13 protein-coding genes and 1 riboswitch are annotated in these 17292 nt (G+C 52.0%); of the genes, 9 read left to right on the forward strand and 4 right to left on the reverse strand.

What is annotated here, in order from left to right; genetic code table 11:
• Positions 1-10: 10 nt before the first annotated feature.
• From CRO74_RS18060 to metH, 5 genes are all read left to right on the forward strand, one after another.
• Positions 11-1873 carry a carbamoyltransferase family protein gene (locus tag CRO74_RS18060; protein ID WP_097127623.1) on the forward strand — a complete coding sequence of 621 codons (1863 nt, stop codon included), beginning with the start codon at positions 11-13 and terminating at the stop codon, positions 1871-1873.
• A 17-nt stretch (positions 1874-1890) separates the two neighbouring features.
• Complete coding sequence (locus CRO74_RS18065; RefSeq protein ID WP_097127625.1) at positions 1891-3042, forward strand: SGNH/GDSL hydrolase family protein; 1152 nt, start codon at positions 1891-1893, stop codon at positions 3040-3042.
• A gap of 15 nt (positions 3043-3057) precedes the next feature.
• Positions 3058-3207 (forward strand): DUF5989 family protein, encoded by a 150-nt coding sequence (locus CRO74_RS31655; protein WP_179830237.1) that lies wholly within the window; start codon positions 3058-3060, stop codon positions 3205-3207.
• A 3-nt stretch (positions 3208-3210) separates the two neighbouring features.
• Positions 3211-3573, forward strand: a complete 363-nt coding sequence (locus tag CRO74_RS18070; protein WP_097127627.1) for an SxtJ family membrane protein — start codon at positions 3211-3213, stop codon at positions 3571-3573.
• Positions 3574-3645: 72 nt separating this feature from the next.
• Positions 3646-3752, forward strand: a riboswitch (SAM riboswitch).
• A gap of 105 nt (positions 3753-3857) precedes the next feature.
• Positions 3858-7697, forward strand: a complete 3840-nt coding sequence (gene metH / locus CRO74_RS18075) for a methionine synthase (RefSeq protein WP_097127629.1) — start codon at positions 3858-3860, stop codon at positions 7695-7697.
• Positions 7698-7790: 93 nt separating this feature from the next.
• Here metH and CRO74_RS18080 read toward each other — a convergent pair whose 3' ends face one another.
• Entirely contained in the window at positions 7791-8342 is a 552-nt protein-coding gene (locus tag CRO74_RS18080; RefSeq protein ID WP_097128660.1) for a fasciclin domain-containing protein, read from the reverse strand.
• Positions 8343-8700: 358 nt separating this feature from the next.
• A complete protein-coding gene (locus tag CRO74_RS18085; RefSeq protein WP_097127630.1) occupies positions 8701-10179 on the reverse strand; it encodes a xylulokinase in 1479 nt (492 codons plus the stop codon).
• Between the two features lie 181 nt (positions 10180-10360).
• Between CRO74_RS18085 and CRO74_RS18090 the strand changes: the two genes are divergently transcribed.
• Together CRO74_RS18090 and CRO74_RS18095 are read left to right on the forward strand one after the other, a co-directional pair.
• Entirely contained in the window at positions 10361-11281 is a 921-nt protein-coding gene (locus CRO74_RS18090; protein ID WP_097127632.1) for a phospholipase A, read from the forward strand.
• A 151-nt stretch (positions 11282-11432) separates the two neighbouring features.
• On the forward strand, positions 11433-13832 hold the full coding sequence (locus CRO74_RS18095) for a family 78 glycoside hydrolase catalytic domain (protein ID WP_097127634.1): 2400 nt from the start codon (positions 11433-11435) through the stop codon (positions 13830-13832).
• Positions 13833-13891: 59 nt separating this feature from the next.
• Here the strand turns inward: CRO74_RS18095 and CRO74_RS18100 are convergent, their stop codons facing one another.
• Positions 13892-14692, reverse strand: a complete 801-nt coding sequence (locus CRO74_RS18100; RefSeq protein WP_097127635.1) for a molybdopterin-dependent oxidoreductase — start codon at positions 14690-14692, stop codon at positions 13892-13894.
• Complete coding sequence (locus tag CRO74_RS18105; RefSeq protein ID WP_097127637.1) at positions 14689-15429, reverse strand: cytochrome b/b6 domain-containing protein; 741 nt, start codon at positions 15427-15429, stop codon at positions 14689-14691. The genes CRO74_RS18100 and CRO74_RS18105 overlap by 4 nt, the downstream gene beginning before the upstream one ends.
• Positions 15430-15534: 105 nt before the next feature.
• On the opposite strand from CRO74_RS18105, the gene CRO74_RS18110 reads away from it, so the two are divergent.
• Together CRO74_RS18110 and CRO74_RS18115 are read left to right on the forward strand one after the other, a co-directional pair.
• Positions 15535-16395 carry an MBL fold metallo-hydrolase gene (locus tag CRO74_RS18110; protein WP_097127638.1) on the forward strand — a complete coding sequence of 287 codons (861 nt, stop codon included), beginning with the start codon at positions 15535-15537 and terminating at the stop codon, positions 16393-16395.
• 114 nt (positions 16396-16509) lie between these two features.
• Complete coding sequence (locus tag CRO74_RS18115) at positions 16510-17289, forward strand: patatin-like phospholipase family protein (RefSeq protein WP_097127639.1); 780 nt, start codon at positions 16510-16512, stop codon at positions 17287-17289.
• The last annotated feature ends 3 nt before the right edge of the window (positions 17290-17292 follow it).

Genomic DNA, 17292 nt, shown 5'->3' on the forward strand with positions numbered 1-17292 from the left:
ACTATAGTTCATGACCATATTAGGCATATCTGCTTTTTATCACGACTCAGCGGCAGCATTAATTGAAGATGGGAAAATTGTTGCCGCAGCACAAGAAGAGCGGTTTACACGTAAAAAACACGATCCCGGTTTTCCGGCTGAGGCAATAAAATATTGCCTTCAATACAGCGGGGCAGATCTCAATAAACTCGACGCTATTGTCTTCTATGACAAACCTCTCCTTAAGTTTGAGCGGTTGCTCGAAACGTACTACGCATTTGCTCCGCAGGGATTACGGTCGTTTTTGATGTCGATTCCGGTGTGGCTCAAAGAGAAGCTGTTTCTGAAACGGCTGATTCGGGAAGAGCTGGAAAAACTGGGCTACAAATCAGCCAGTAAGGTTAAGCTGCTTTTCCCTGAACACCATCTTTCGCACGGTGCCAGTGCTTTTTACCCATCTCCTTTCGAACGAGCGGCCATTCTGACCATCGACGGGGTAGGCGAATGGGCTACGGCTTCCATTGGTCTGGGCGAGGGAAAAAACATTTCTATTCTGAAAGAAATGCGGTTTCCGCACTCGCTCGGTCTGTTGTATTCGGCATTCACCTATTTTCTGGGATTTCGCGTTAATTCGGGGGAGTACAAACTCATGGGCCTTGCCCCCTATGGCGACCCCAGCTCGCCGGATGTGGCCCGCTACATGACCACCATCAAAGAGACGCTGGCCGACCTTCGACCCGACGGGTCGATCTGGCTCAATCAGGAATACTTTGACTACGCTACGGGCCTGAAAATGGTGAACGAAGGCAAATGGGCCGAACTATTCGGGTTTCCCAAGCGTCAGCCGGAAGACGAATTGCTGCCTCATCATTGTAATCTGGGGCTGGCTATTCAATACCTGACCGAAGAGGTGGTGCTGAACATGGCCAAAGAAGCAAAACGGCTCACCAATGCCGATGCGCTGGTACTGGCGGGCGGTGTGGCCCTGAACTGCGTATCGAACGGAAAGCTTCAGGCAGCGGGCCTTTTCAAGGACATATTCATTCAGCCAGCCGCCGGCGATGCCGGTGGGGCTCTGGGCGCAGCTCTGGCCGCTTACCATATCTACTTTGGCAAAGAGCGGGTGGTAACCACCGAGCGCGATGCCATGCGGGGCTCTTATCTGGGGCCAACGTTCTCGGATCTGGATGTGGAGCTGATGGCGAAAAAATACAAAGCCGTAGCCACCCATTATACCGATTTTACCGAACTGAGCCGGGATGCCGCCAAACTACTGGCCGAAGGCAACGTGCTGGGCTGGGTGCAGGGCCAGATGGAGTTTGGACCACGGGCGCTGGGCGGACGCAGCATTCTGGGTGACCCCCGCAATGCCGAAATGCAGAAGAAACTAAACCTGAAAATCAAATACCGCGAATCGTTCCGGCCGTTTGCTCCCTCGGTACTCGCCGAAGACTGTGCGGAGTATTTTGATTACGATGGTATTTCGCCGTATATGCTGCTCGTTCATCCGGTAGCGCAGAAACGACGCACACCCGTACCGGCCGATTATGCCAGCTTCCCGCTCCGGGAGAAATTGTATTACCAGCGATCTGACTTGCCGTCCATTACCCACATCGACTATTCGGCTCGTATTCAAACGGTTCATAAAGATACCAACCCGCGTTACTATCAATTGATTGATGCGTTCAAGCAGCTAACGGGCTATGGGGTTATCGTCAATACCAGCTTCAATGTGCGTGGCGAGCCCATCGTTTGTACGCCGGATGATGCGTATCGGTGCTTCATGCGTACCGAAATGGACTTTTTGGCCGTCGGTAACTACCTGTTCGACAAACGGAAACAACCCGAATGGCAGGAGAAAGACAACTGGAAGGAAGAATTTGTTTTAGATTAACGAACGAACTGTCTTAAATGCAATCAAAGCTCTTTTCCAGTGTTGTTCGCCTGCTTCTACTTGGATTTTTAACGTTTGTTGTTCTATATGGCGACCATTTTGGGGTTAGTTTCGACTATCCACACAAGGGCCTATTCGATAACATATACGTCCGGCTCGCTAAATGCTGCCTTTTTCTGTTACTTATCATTGAACTCCTGAGGGTATGTTATTATGGGGTCGTCAAAAATCCGACTACGCCAAAATTGCTTGGTAACATAGTGACGCTGCTGGTGCCCAGTATCGTGGCGCTGATCTTTGTCGAAATGGCGTTTATGTTTATTTCCCAGAGTCAGGAAGGAGGAATAACCCTGGCGTCTAAGATCTGGTTTGAACGCTACTGGCCACCCATGACGGGCGATTACCGCGATACCCCTAAGACAGATACACTGGGTAAAAAGAAAGTTTTTATCGTAGGTGATTCCTTTACCGCCGGGCATGGCCTGAAATCGGCCGACGAACGGTTTGGTAATATCCTTGCTGAAAAACTCGGCACCAGCCAGTATGTGGCGTATAATCTGGGTATTTCCGGCTCCGACACGCGGGATGAATACGCCCGTCTGGTGAAGTTTGGTAAGAAGCCCGACATCCTGATTTTACAGTATTTTCCGAATGATATTGAGAAAGTCGCGGCCGATCATGGGGTGATACCCGTCGGTTTTCGGCCCTATTCCGATCTGCCCCGGCCCGTGCAGTCGCTGTTTATCAAGTCATATCTGTTGAATTACCTGTACTGGCAGTTTCCCCACGGCAATTTTACTCCGTTCGATGTGTACGCCCGCAAAGCCTACGGAACACCAGCCATTATCAACGATCATTTGAGCGACCTGAACCAGTTTATTACGTACGCCAAAGACAATAATGCCCGGCTGTATGTTGTGATGTTTCCGTTCTCGCACAACATTGAGCAAACGGCGGAGTATGTTAAACCAGTGGTTGACTTTTTTCGATCGAATAACGTGCCTATGCTGGATGCCGGAAAACTCATGCTCGACCTCCCTATGGCCGATCGGGTGGTGGGACGTAACGACGGACATGCCAGCCCAATTGTGAACCAGCGGGTGGGTGAGGCTTTGTTCAACCTGATCCAGTCTAATCAGCGTGCTCAACTAACTTTTACTGATAATTAAACTCAAACAAAACGTATGGAATTCTTACAGGACATTTTTCGATTTATGAAGCAGCGCAAGAAGTGGTGGCTGGCCCCCATGATCGTTTTACTGCTTCTCATTGGTGTTCTGATCGTCATTGGCGGTGGATCGGCCGTTGCTCCGTTTATCTATACTCTGTTCTAACGTATGGATGTTACCGAAAAAGTGAAGGCCCAACTGGTTATTGTAACCGGACTTGTTGTACTCTATTTTATCTTTAAATCGCCCTGGTGGCTTTACGCGGCTGCGGCAGTGGGCGTGCTGAGCCTGGCCGTTCCGGCAGTAGGCGATCTCATCGTGAAGGCCTGGTTTAAACTGGCCGAGGTGCTGGGGAATATCAATGGTAAGATCATTCTATCCGTCTTATTCTTTGTGTTTCTCTTTCCGATTGCTTTGCTCTATCGAATGAGCGCCAAAAACCCGTTGGCCATCAAACGCACGGACGAGAAGTCGTTTTATAACGAACGCAACCACTTGTACACAAAAGAGGATTTAGAACAGATGTGGTAATGATAGTACCACATGAACTCATTTTGGGTGTTCCGCTTGTCGGGGCACCCATTTTTTGCTTAATTTTGTCACTACTTATCCAGAAAGACGGAGGGAACGGACCCGATGATGTCTTGGCAACCAACCTACCCAGGGGAATGGTGCCAATTTCCTCCCGCCGTTGGCGGGATAGATAAGGTAGCCTTGTGCTTTCTGCCTTTCTGCGAATAAGCCGTTTTGCTTTTTGGACTTTTTTTAGTGCGCCGGTTGTTGATTCCCAACAAGTACGCGTTGCAACACTGCCTTTGAAAACGATATACGAACTTCTTCACGAACGCATCCTCGTCCTCGATGGGGCGATGGGTACGATGATTCAACGGTACAACCTGACCGATGACGACTACCGGGGTGAGCGATTCCGCGATTGGCCGCACGACCTGAAAGGCAATAACGATCTGCTATCGCTGACCAAGCCGGAAATAATTCAGGCCATTCACAAACAGTACCTGGAAGCAGGTGCTGATATCATCGAAACCAACACCTTCAGCGGCACGTCCATCGCCATGGCCGATTACCGGATGGAGGACCTGGCTTATGAGTTGAACTACGAATCGGCCCGAATTGCTAAGGAAGTAGCCGATGAAATTACCCGCCAGAATCCCGACAAACCGCGCTTTGTGGCCGGTGCCATGGGACCAACAAACCGTACCGCTTCCCTTTCACCGGATGTCAATAACCCCGCCTATCGCGCCGTTACATTCGACGAACTGGTGAATGCCTATTATGAGCAGGTGAGTGGGTTGGTCGACGGTGGGGCAGACCTGCTGCTGGTCGAAACCATTTTCGATACGCTCAATGCGAAGGCGGCTATGTTCGCCATCGATAAGTATTTTTCGGAGCATGGGGCACAGGGCACAGGGCAGGGGGAATCTGTAGCTAGTACTTCACCCCATGCCCAACACCCTATGCCCTTACCCATCATGATCTCCGGCACCATTACGGATGCCAGCGGTCGGACGTTGTCGGGGCAGACGACGGAAGCGTTTTTGTATTCCGTTTCGCACCTGCCGCTGTTAAGTGTGGGGCTCAACTGTGCGCTGGGTGCCCAGTTGATGCGTCCGTATATCCAGACACTCGCCAAAGAAGCGCCTTTTTTCACGTCGGCATATCCGAATGCGGGATTGCCCAATGAGTTTGGTGAATACGATGAAACGCCGGATATGATGGCCCTCCAGATCGAGGACTTCGTTAAAAGTAATTTTGTCAATATCGTTGGCGGTTGCTGCGGCTCTACGCCCGATCACATTCGGGCCATTGCCGATGTGGCCGCCAAATATCCACCCCGGCAGTTGCCCGCGCCGGAGCCTTACCAGAAGCTAAGTGGTCTGGAACCGCTGAAAATAACGGAGCAAACCAACTTCCTCAACGTTGGCGAACGCACCAACGTAACGGGTTCCAAGAAGTTTGCCCGCCTGATTAAAGACGGTAATTTCGACGAAGCCCTGAGCATTGCCCGTGGGCAGGTAGAAGGGGGCGCGCAGGTGATTGATATCAACATGGACGAAGGCATGCTGGATTCGGTGGAGGCCATGAAAACCTTCCTGAACCTGATTGCTGCCGAACCCGATATTGCCCGCGTACCCATCATGGTCGACTCCTCCAAATGGGAAGTTATCGAAGCCGGGTTGAAATGCGTGCAGGGAAAAGCCATTGTGAACTCCATTTCGCTTAAAGAAGGGGAGGAGGCATTCATTGAACGGGCCAACTTGGTAAAACGCTATGGGGCCGCTGCGGTTGTGATGGCGTTCGATGAAAGCGGCCAGGCCGATTCCTACGAACGGCGTATCCAGATTTGTGAACGCGCTTACCGGATTCTGGTCGATAAAGTTCACTTTGCCCCGCAGGATATCATCTTCGATCCCAACATTTTGACCGTTGCTACGGGTATAGAAGAACACAATAATTACGCCGTTGATTTCATCAATGCTACGCGCTGGATCAAGCAAAACCTGCCGCTGGCCAAAGTGAGCGGTGGCGTATCCAATATCTCATTCAGTTTCCGGGGTAACGATGTCGTGCGCGAAGCCATGCACTCGGCGTTTTTATACCACGCCATCCGCGCCGGTCTGGACATGGGTATCGTGAATGCCGGGCAGTTGGAGGTATACGACAGCATCCCAAAAGATTTGCTGGAACGTTGCGAAGATGTACTGCTCAACCGTCGGGACGACGCCACCGAACGCCTGGTCGAATTTGCCGAAACCGTAAAAGCGAAGGGCAAAGCCATTGTTCAGGACGAAAGCTGGCGGCTCGAACCCGTTCGCGAACGACTCAAACACGCGCTTATCAAAGGGATTACCGATTACATTGACCAGGATGTGGAAGAAATTCGGCAACAGGTGGAACGCCCGTTGCACGTGATCGAAGGGCCGTTGATGGACGGCATGAATGTGGTCGGCGACTTATTCGGAGCCGGTAAAATGTTCCTGCCCCAGGTCGTGAAGTCGGCCCGTGTTATGAAAAAAGCGGTGGCTTATCTGACGCCGTTTATCGAAGCGGAAAAGTCGGGAACCGGCTCATCGAATGCCGGTAAAATCCTGCTGGCTACGGTGAAAGGCGATGTTCACGACATTGGTAAAAATATCGTTGGTGTCGTGCTGGGCTGTAATAATTACGAGATCATTGACCTTGGTGTCATGGTGCCGACCCAGAAAATTCTGGATGCTGCCCGTGAGCACAACGTTGATATCATTGGCCTGAGTGGTCTAATCACACCATCGCTGGACGAAATGGTTGGCGTGGCCAAAGAGATGGAGCGGCAGGGTTTCAAACTCCCATTGCTCATCGGCGGAGCCACCACCTCCCGGATTCACACCGCCGTTAAAATTGATCCGCACTACTCCGGGCCCGTTGTTCACGTGCTGGATGCCAGTCGGAGCGTACCCGTAGCCGGTCGGCTCGTGAGCGAAACGGATGGTACAAAGGAGAAAATCTTCACGGATATAAAAGCGGAATACGTCAAACTGCGGGAAGATCATGCCAAACGGCAGAAAGAGAAAGCCAGCCTGACAATTACCCAGGCTCGTGACAACCGGACAAAAATTGACTGGAACACGTTTGTGCCAACTAAACCGACGTTCCTCGGTAATCGGTATTTCGACGATTATTCAATTGCCGAACTGGTTGATTATATCGACTGGACGCCCTTTTTCCAAACGTGGCAGTTGCACGGTAAGTACCCCGCTATTTTCGAGGATGCCGTGGTGGGTAAGGAAGCCAAACAACTGTTCGAGGACGCCAATAAGCTTTTGCAGGAAATCGTTGACAAGAAACTGCTCAAAGCTAAAGCCGTAGTGGGCTTCTACCCCGCCAACTCGGCCGACGACGATGTGCTGCTCCACGATTTTGAAGAGCACGTACGCGAAACCGCCTGCGAACGCCACGGCTCTCACCAGCATATTGAGTATAGAATCAGCAAGGCCCAGTCGCAAGCGGCCGTTAGTCCGGCGGGCGAGTTGATTTACGATACCAAAACGGTGCTGCACTTCCTGCGTCAGCAGAACCAGAAAGCCCCCGGTTTACCCAACTTCTGTTTGTCGGACTTCATTGCTCCGCTGGAGAGTGGCCGGGAAGATTACATTGGTGGCTTTGCCGTAACGGCGGGCATCGGTATCGAAACCCTGCTGGAGAAATACGAGCGCGACCATGATGATTACAACAGCATCATGGTGAAAGCCCTCGCCGACCGTCTGGCCGAAGCCTTTGCCGAGCGGATGCACGAGCGCGTTCGGAAAGAGTTCTGGCCGTATGCCGTCAACGAAAATCTGTCGAACGAGCAACTGGTTAAAGAAGCCTATCAGGGAATCCGGCCCGCGCCGGGCTATCCGGCCTGCCCCGATCATACCGAAAAAGGTACGTTGTTCAACCTGCTGGACGCCAATAAAATCGACATCGAACTAACGGAAAGTTATGCCATGTACCCGGCCTCGTCGGTGAGTGGATTCTACTTCTCGCACCCTGAGTCGAAATACTTCGCACTTGGCAAGATCAATAAAGACCAGATTTTAGACTACGCCCAACGGAAAGACATGCCGGTTGAGGAAATCGAGAAATGGTTGAGCCCGGTGCTGAGCTATGATGCGTAGCATACGAGCCATTCGAAAACCTATAAGCTTTGACACAGGAATGCCCGACCGTTTGGCCGGGCATTCCTGTGTTGACTAAAACAAAGAGTTTAATTAGGGCATCAAGACCGTGTCGATTACATGAATCACACCGTTCGACTGGTTTACGTCAGCGATGGTGACCGTTGAGGTGCCTCCTTTGGCGTCCATGAGAACAACATTTTTGCCTTTCATCATGGCGGTCAACGTACCACCCGAAACAGTGTTTAGTGTGGCTTTTCCACCACCGTCTTTGATTGCTTTCACCACATCGGCTGCACCCATTTTACCTGCTACTACGTGGTAGGTCAGGATTTTGGTTAGTGTCTCTTTGTTTTCTGGCTTTACCAGCGTTTCAACGGTTCCTTTAGGCAGTTTGTCGAAAGCTTTGTTCGTTGGGGCAAAGACTGTGAAAGGACCAGCACCCGACAATGTCTCAACCAGACCAGCAGCTTTAACTGCGGCTACGAGTGTGGTGTGGTCTTTGGAATTTACGGCATTCTCAATGATGTTTTTGGAAGGATACATCGGAGCACCGCCAACGGTTACCGTTTTTTCCTGCGCAAATGAAACTTGGCTAATAGCCGATAAAGCAACAATTGAGAAAATTAATTTAAGCGTTTTCATGTCGTTATTTTTTTGATTGGTTGAAATGTGCATTGAATGTTTTTACTCTGTTTGTCGACAACATGAAGACTTACGGACAACCGATTAGGTTTGGATTTAAATTATTTAAAATTATTTTCAATGTACTGTTATACAGAGATTTAGCTATTTTATACTAGTAATTTATGCTAGACTTGTTTGAGTAAAAATACTATAAGTGATTAACAAAAATGTTTCAGAAAAAATGTGAATTTTTAGCGTCTGATGACTTTTAAGATTTAGTCCGTTCACAATCTCTACAAAAAAATGGGGAGTACAGGCGGGAGTTTCCCCGCCTGTACTCCCCATTTTTTTGAGAACCCAATTGACCGAATTATTTCTAGCTGTTCAACACTTTCAGCCATCGCCCGTAGGCATCGCGGTATCCTTCCTGCGCCCGCATGTCGGGCTCAATGGTTTTGGTCACGTGCAACCCGGCGAAGGCTTCCTGTGCGTTTTTGTAAAAGCCCAGCCCTAAGCCAGCGCCACGAGCTGCACCCTGCGCCCCGTCGGTATTGTAAAGCTCGATGGTTGCACCGGTCAGGTTGGCCAGCGTGTCACGGAAGAGGGGACTCAGGAACATGTTGGCCTCACCGGCACGAATCGTTTGTAGTCCCACACCCACGCTTTCCATGACCTGAATGCCGTAGTAAAGCGCAAAAACAATGCCCTCCTGAGCCGCCCGAATCATATGGGGCAACCCATGCCGATTGAGCTGAAGCCCATGAAAGGAGGCTCCTAAATCAGCGTTTTCGAGCATCCGTTCAGCACCGTTACCAAACGGCAGGCAAATCAATCCATCGGCACCCACCGGCGCTTCGTGAGCGAGCACGTTCATGTCGGGGTAACTCACCGACCGTTGCAGCATCTGATTCCGCAACCAGCTGTTCAGAATACCAGTGCCGTTTACGCAGAGCAGAACCCCGTAACGAGGAGCTTCGACCGTGTGGCTTACGTGCAGGAACGTATTTACCCGCGACTGGGGGTCGTAGCTGGCCTGATCGCTCACGCCATATACCACACCCGAGGTGCCCGCCGTAGCGGCAATCTGACCCGGCTCCAGTACGTTCAGCGACAGCGCGTTGTTGGGCTGGTCGCCAGCGCGGTAAGTAACGGGTGTTCCGGCTACAAGGCCCAGTTCGGTCGCTGCCGAGGCCGTGATCTCTCCCTGTGGGGCAAACGTTGGCTTGATGGTGGGAATCAGCGACGCATCAAAACCAAAGTAATCGAGCAGAAACTGAGCGGGTTCATTGTTCTGGAAATCCCAGAAAGCGCCTTCCGACAAACCCGATGCCGTCGTGACAATGTCGCCGGTCATGCGGGCCGCCAGGTAATCGCCGGGGAGCATGAACTTGTCGACCTGCGCGTATACGTCCGGTTCGTTGGCTTTTACCCAGGCGAGTTTAGCGGCTGTGAAGTTGCCTGGCGAATTGAGCAGATGATGCAGTGTTCGGTCGTGTCCCAGCGCATCAAACGCCTTATTGCCATAAGGAACAGCGCGGCTGTCACACCAGATAATGGATGGGCGCAGGACGTTAAAGTCCTTATCAACAACAACCAGGCCGTGCATCTGGTACGAAATACCGATTGCCTTTACGTCCGCAGGTTGAATAGTAGCCTTCTGCATAACGGCCTTGCTGGCCAAACAGGCGTTTTTCCACCAGTTTTCAGGCTGTTGTTCGGCGAAACCCGCCTGGGGCGACTCTATAATCATTTCCGTTTCCGGAAAAAAGGCCGAGGCCACAGCTTTGCCGCTATCGGCATCAACTAAACACGCTTTGACCGACGAACTGCCGAGGTCGAATCCAAGTAAATACATGCAAATACCAGAGTTAGGAAATCTAATGCGAAAGTACAACAGGATGGCGACAAATGAGTAGTGTGGACGGTCACCGTCAATGCTCATTAAGAACACGAAAACATCGACCCTGATCCGGGAGTTAGTAGCTGATAATCATTGCTTTTCTCTTCTGTTAATTAGCATACACTAACCAGACTGTATGACTCATAAACGTTTACTTTTCTTTTGTTTCGCTCTTATTTCTCTTTGTTCGCCTGTTTCGTCTGCACGAGCCCAGACGGATGCCGACCCAATCTTCACGAAAAAACAGGTATTCCGGTCACTTTCCGACCGCTGGGAACTTGACTCCACCACCCGGAAAGGCACCTTTCTGGTTACGGCCTATAAACCTTTATACATAACCGCCGGGCGCTGGTCCACTGATCCTAACGGGCAGCCGGTCAGTGAAAACCCCGCTTATAATTACCCATTCAACATACCGCTGGGGCGCTACGAAGCCCGCTTTCAACTAAGCCTGAAAGTAAAAGTATTGCAGGGAATTTTTGGCCGTACCGGCGACTTATGGGTGGGCTACACCCAGAAATCACACTGGCAGATTTACAACACGACGTTTTCCAGACCCTTTCGCGAAACCAACTACGAGCCGGAACTGATCCTGAACTTCGCTACGAACTTCTCGTTTCTTGGGATGAAGACCCGGATGCTTGGAATAGCTTTTAATCATCAGTCCAACGGGCGGGCTGTGCCACTTTCCCGAAGCTGGAACCGCATTATTGCGCAGGCTGGTTTTGAACGCGGCAAATGGGTGGTGCTGTTCCGGCCCTGGCTTCGACTCCCGGATATGGAAGATGAAAACCCCGCTATTACAGACAATATTGGTCGGGCCGATGCTACAGTCATTTACCGAACGGGTCGTCATTTGTTTTCGGCCGTGGGTAGTCATTCATTGCGGGGAGGGGCGAAAAACCGAGGACAAGTTCAATTCGACTGGACATTCCCCGTAACGGGCAACCTCCGGGGCGACCTCCAGATTCTGCACGGCTATGGCGAAACATTGATCGACTACAACCACAAACAAACGACCATCGGGTTGGCGGTATCCTTGGTTGACTGGTTGTAAAGTGAGCTTTCTGTGTACCACCGACCGGGACGGTCGGTGGTACACAGAAAGCTCCGTTTTTGCTGAACAAAAAAAGTTTAATGGGATTGGATAACCGCAGAAAACGTCCGGAAAAAGTAACTTGCAGTACTATTTCCAAGCGCTTCTTTTTATGACCTGGTTTCGTATTCTGTTCTTCGTTGTCGTATCATCGGCAGCTGTGTTTGCCCAAACACCTACTCCCGACTGGACTAATCAGTACTGGCCTGCCCGCTGGATTCTGCACCCAACCGCTCCTGCCCGCCAGTATGGCATCTATCACGTTCGCAAGGCTATTGAACTGACGCAGAAGCCCGCCCGTTTTGTGGTGCATGTCTCGGCCGACAACCGCTACCGGCTGTTTGTGAACGGGAAATCGGTGGCGATGGGCCCCGCACGCAGTGATACGCAGAACTGGAATTATGAAACCCTCGATCTGGCACCTTACTTACAGGCGGGCCATAATGTACTGGCCGCGCAGGTCTGGTACATGGGCGAGGGAGCACCCTTCGCGCAGATGAGCTACCAGCTTGGCTTTCTGATGCAGGGTGATGGCGAAACCGAGAAAGTGGTGAATACCGATGCCAGTTGGAAAATCTATCAGAATCCCGCTTACTCGCCCATTAAAAACGACATTCCCAAGCTCAAGACCTACATCGTGGCCGGTGATGGCGACCGGGTCGATGCGGCCAAATATCCATGGGGCTGGGAGCAGCCCAACTTCGACGATAAAGCCTGGGTGGCCGCTAAACCCCTTAGTTTCGCTACCAAACCCCGTGGCTTCGGCACGGACGGCAACTGGCAACTGGTGCCCCGTACCATTCCCATGATGGAGGAGGGAATCGTCCGGATGGCTACCGTTCGGCGAAGCGAAAAAGCGAAAATGGACAACGCTTTTCTGCAAGGGAAAGCCCCAACGACCGTTGCGGCCAATACGAAAGCCGTGTTTCTGCTCGATCAGGGCCATTTGACCAACGCTTATCCCGAACTAACTGTGAGCCAGGGCAAAGGGGCCACTATCACACTCGTTTATGCCGAAGCGCTGGTGAATGCGAAAAATCAGAAAGGCAATCGGAATGAAGTCGAAGGACGGACGATGCTGGGGTTTGAAGATCAGTTTGTGGCTGATGGCAGCAGCAAACGGACCTTCCGCCCACTCTGGTTTCGCACCTACCGGTACCTGCAACTGACTGTCGAAACCAAAGACGAGCCGCTGGTTCTGGATGATCTGCTGGGGCAGTTTACCGGTTATCCGTTTCAGGAAAAAGCCCGGTTTGCCGCCAGCGATACCACCCTGAAAGCCATCTGGAACGTGGGTTGGCGAACGGCCCGGCTCTGTGCGGGCGAAACCTATTACGATTGCCCGTATTACGAGCAACTACAATACACCGGCGATACCCGCATTCAGTCCCTGATTTCGCTCTACGTTGCCGGCGATGACCGCCTAATGCGCAAAGCGATTCAGGATTACGACCATAGCCGGTTCAACGACGGCCTGACCCAAAGCCGCTACCCCTCCGCCGATTTTCAGGTTATTCCCACGTTTTCGCTCTTCTGGGTGTGTATGGTTCATGACTACTGGATGCACCGGCAGGACGACGCCTTTATCAAATCCATGCTGCCCGGTATCCTGAGTGTGCTGGAATGGCATGAAAAACGAATGGCTAAAACAGGCCTGAACGGGCCGCTGGAGTGGTGGAACTTCGTCGACTGGTCGGCCTGGAAAAATGCGAAAGATGAAACGAGTGGCGGTGTTCCGGCCGGAGCCCGAAAAGGCGGATCCAGCATTCTGTCGTTGCAACAGGCGTATACTTATTTTCGAGCCGGTGATTTGCTGGCGCATTACGGCCAGAACGAACGGGCCGAACATTACCGGGAACTGGGTCGGCGGTTGAACAAAGCGGTTTTCACCCAATGCTGGGATGCCGGACGCGGAGAGATGGCCGACCAGCCTATCCGGCAGGTAGGTACGCCCGATAAGACCTCCTTCAGCCAACACGCTAATATTCTGGCGGTGCTGACCGATGCTGTTCCGGCGTCTCAGCAAGCGGCTTTGTTGCAGAAAACCATGACCGATACAACGCTGACCCAAGCCACTTTCTACTTCAAATTCTATCTGTTCGAAGCCCTGAAAAAAACGGGCCTCGGCGATCAGTTTGTAGCGCAGCTAAAACCCTGGCGCGATATGCTGGCAATGGGCCTGACCACCTTCGCCGAAAACCCTGAACCCACCCGATCCGACTGCCACGCCTGGAGCGCATCACCCCTTTACGAATTCCTGTCTACCACCTGCGGTATTCGCTCTGCCGAACCAGGGTTTAAGTCCGTGCGCATCGAGCCGTTTCTGGGCGAGTTGATAACGGTAGACGGCAAAATGCCGCACCCATCGGGCGAGATTGCCGTGCAGTTCCAGAAAGCACCAACGGGCGGTTTAACTGGCACCGTTACACTACCCGCCAACCTGACCGGTACACTACGCTGGAAAGGCAAGTCAATACCCTTAAAGTCTGGTAAGCAGACAGTGAGTTTATAGTACCGACCGTCTGCGTAGTACCGACGGTTCGACGCATCGACGGTCGGTACTACACTGCACTACAACCCTACATAGTAATCATACCCTCGTTCGGCCCAGAAGTCGGGTGGGCGCTGGTCGGCGAAGAACATCCGGCCAATGCGCTTGAGATTTTTGACGCCGTACTTGACCGGGATGATCAGCCGGAGGGGAGCGCCGTGTGCCGCATTGATCGGTTGGCCGTTCAATTCGTAAGCCAGCAGCGTTTGCGGATGCATAGCACTTTCGATGTCGATGCCCACATAATATCCCTTGTCGGGCGTTTCCATCCCGACGTACTTAAACAGATCGTTGGTGTTATCCGGTGTCGGTGAGTTGCCGCTTTTACTGCCCAGTTTGTAGTGTTCCAGAAAATCAGACAGGCGGGCACCACCCCAGTGCTGCACCTGGCTCCAGCCTTCAATGCACTTGAACTCATACACGATTTCGTGCTTTGGCAGTGCTTTTATATCGTCGATGGCCAGCATCAGCGGTTCGGCATTTGGGCGGTCGATCTGTAGTTTCCAGTCTTCGGGAACGGGCGTTCGAATACCATCGTACCCATTCACACGGGCCTTCTTCTCGGCTGCTTCGACCGGGAATGTCCGCACCAGATTGGTGTTGCTGAAGTACGTCCGGGCTACCTGCTCATTGGCATCGAGCACCTGCCGAAACGGCTTTTTTATCCCCCGCAATTTGGGGCTATGGGTAATCCATTCGTATACGCCAACGGGCACAGCGGCCGCCAGCGCAAACAAGCCGAAGGATTGCAGGACTTTCCGGCGAACAGCCGATTCAGGAACGTCGCTTTCCGGGAGTTTGGGTTCTGTTGACTGGCTCATGCTAAAGTGGGAGTAGTAGGCGTTGGGGTAGGATCTACGGGTTCGCTGATGGGTTCGGGGGTTACGGATGGCCGTTTGGGGTCGTTCCGCTTGACGACTTCAAATCCCGTTATCATCGACTGGAAGTTGTTCCAGCCCGCGCGGATCACCTGACCAATGTGGACGAAGAAAAACAGCACATAGCCGACGGTTAAAACAAAGTGTTCCAGTCGGGCGGCTTTGTAGCCTCCGAGCAAACCCGTCAGCCAAGCGAACTGAGTAGGCTTGTAGATGGCAAAACCCGTTAGTATAGAACCCACACCCATCAGCATAATGGAGAAATAAGCGATTTTCTGCGCGCCATTGTATTTAACGAACGGGGGCTGCGTCTTGCGAAGTCCCAGATCATAAAGCGTTACGGCAATGGCTTCGCGAAACGAATTGCGATTGGGTACCAGATGTCGCCATTCGCCGGAGACGAATGTGTAGACCACATAGGCCAGCCCGTTCAGCATAAACAGCCACATAAATACCCAGTGCCAGGCCATGCCTTCGGCCAGTCGTCGCGGAACCTTCAGGAATTTGTAAAATCCATCCGGAAAGAAGGAAACGAGGGTATAGTCACCAACCGTAATTTTGTAGGGATCATACGCCCAGTAGATCAATAACCCGCTCCAGATCATGACGAACAGGACCGGGAAGTTGATCCAGTGAAACCAGCGAATAGCCAGCGGGTGCTTATGAACGATTCGTTTCATAGTATAGGAGTAGGCGGTTGATGATGTAAAGTACTGTAGATTTAGGACGTGAATACGTCAGTTACCCGACAATTTACCAATTTTTTGCGTATAGATCGACCCCTTATGACCATCAAACCCATTGATATTGGCCCGTTCAAACTCGACGGAGGAGCCATGTTTGGCGTTGTGCCAAAAACTATCTGGCAAAAACAAAGCCCTGCCGATGATCGCAACCTTTGCAACTGGGCCTTACGCTGCCTGCTCGTCGAAAACGGCAACCGGCTCATGCTCGTCGATACCGGAACGGGCGATAAACAGGACGCTAAATTTTTTGGATTTTATGACCTGCCCAACGGCAAAACCCTGACCGGTGCCGTTGAGCAGGCCGGTTACTCCCTAAACGACGTAACAGACGTGTTATTGACTCACCTGCATTTCGACCACGCGGGCGGGGCCGTCCGGTACGCCGATGCGGGGCGTACAAAGCTCGAAGCGACCTTTCCACAAGCCGCCTACTGGAGTCATAGCGGGCAGTGGGATTGGGCTACGAATCCCAACCCCCGCGAACGGGCCACCTATCTGCGTGAGAACTTTATCCCCTTACAGGCCAATGGACAGCTTCGCTTCACGGATAAAGAAGACCTGCAATTACCCGGCGTTGACCTGCTGTACATGGACGGCCACACCGAAAAAATGACGTTACCGCTGTTTCAACTCACGGGGAGCACCGGCTGGCCACGTACTGTCGTATTTTGCGCGGATCTGATTCCATCGGTTGCCCACGTACCCGTTCCGTATGTGATGGGCTACGACGTTCGGCCGTTGCTGACGATGGATGAAAAGACGCAGTTTCTCAATCGGGCTGTCGATGAAGACTGGCTGCTGGTTTTTGACCACGACCCCGTTTATGAAGCCGCTACGGTCGAACGCACTGAAAAAGGAATTCGTGTAAAGGAAAAAGGGCCTGTGGCCGAGTTACTGTAGCGCGGGTTCCCACGGCAACGGTCGGCCGTCCATGCTACAGCACAGCAACAGCACAAACCAAACTTGTATACGTACCGTTATCAAACCGAACATTGTTCATCTAGTAGTTGACTTATGAGAGTAGGGTTAGTATTGTCTGGAGGAGGAGCACGGGGTATTGCCCATCTGGGTATCATCAAAGCCCTTCAGGAAATGGGGATACAGTTCGACCAGCTTGCCGGTACCAGCGCCGGGGCGATTGCCGGTGCGCTGCTGGCTCAGGGATACACACCCGACGAAAGCCTGAAAATCATTGAATCTTCCTCCTTTATGCGTCATTTGCGGCCCGCCTGGAACCGTATGGGGCTGCTGCGGCTGGATAACGTGGTGGAGCTTTATAAGAAATACATTCCTCACGACTCGTTCGAGGGGCTGAAAATTCCACTGCATGTGGTCGCCGTTGATCTCAACGCGGGTGAGCAGGTCGTTTTTGAGACGGGTGAACTGATCCGGCCTGTTCTGGCCTCGTGTTGTTTGCCGGGTATTTTTGAGCCCATGCTTATTCATAAGCGGCAGTTTGTGGATGGGGGCGTACTCAATAACTTACCCGTTGATGTGATCGAGAATAAAGTTGACTTTCTGATCGGCTCGCACTGCAACGTGCTGGGACCCCGTAAACCGATCACCTCGATGCGCGGGGTCATTGAGCGTAGTCTGGTGCTGGCTGTTCAGAGCAAAACTCGGGATCGGTTTGCAAAGTGCAACGTCCTGATCGAACCTCCGCAACTGGCTCAGTACACAACAACTGACATTAGCAAAGCCAGAGAATTATTTCGAATTGGGTATCAATATACCCGTTCTATGGCCATTGAGATTGGTAAAGCTTTAGATAAGCCCACATTGGAAACGTCGTAGAGT

The sequence above is a fragment of the Spirosoma fluviale genome (assembly GCF_900230225.1).
GTDB lineage: Bacteria > Bacteroidota > Bacteroidia > Cytophagales > Spirosomataceae > Spirosoma > Spirosoma fluviale.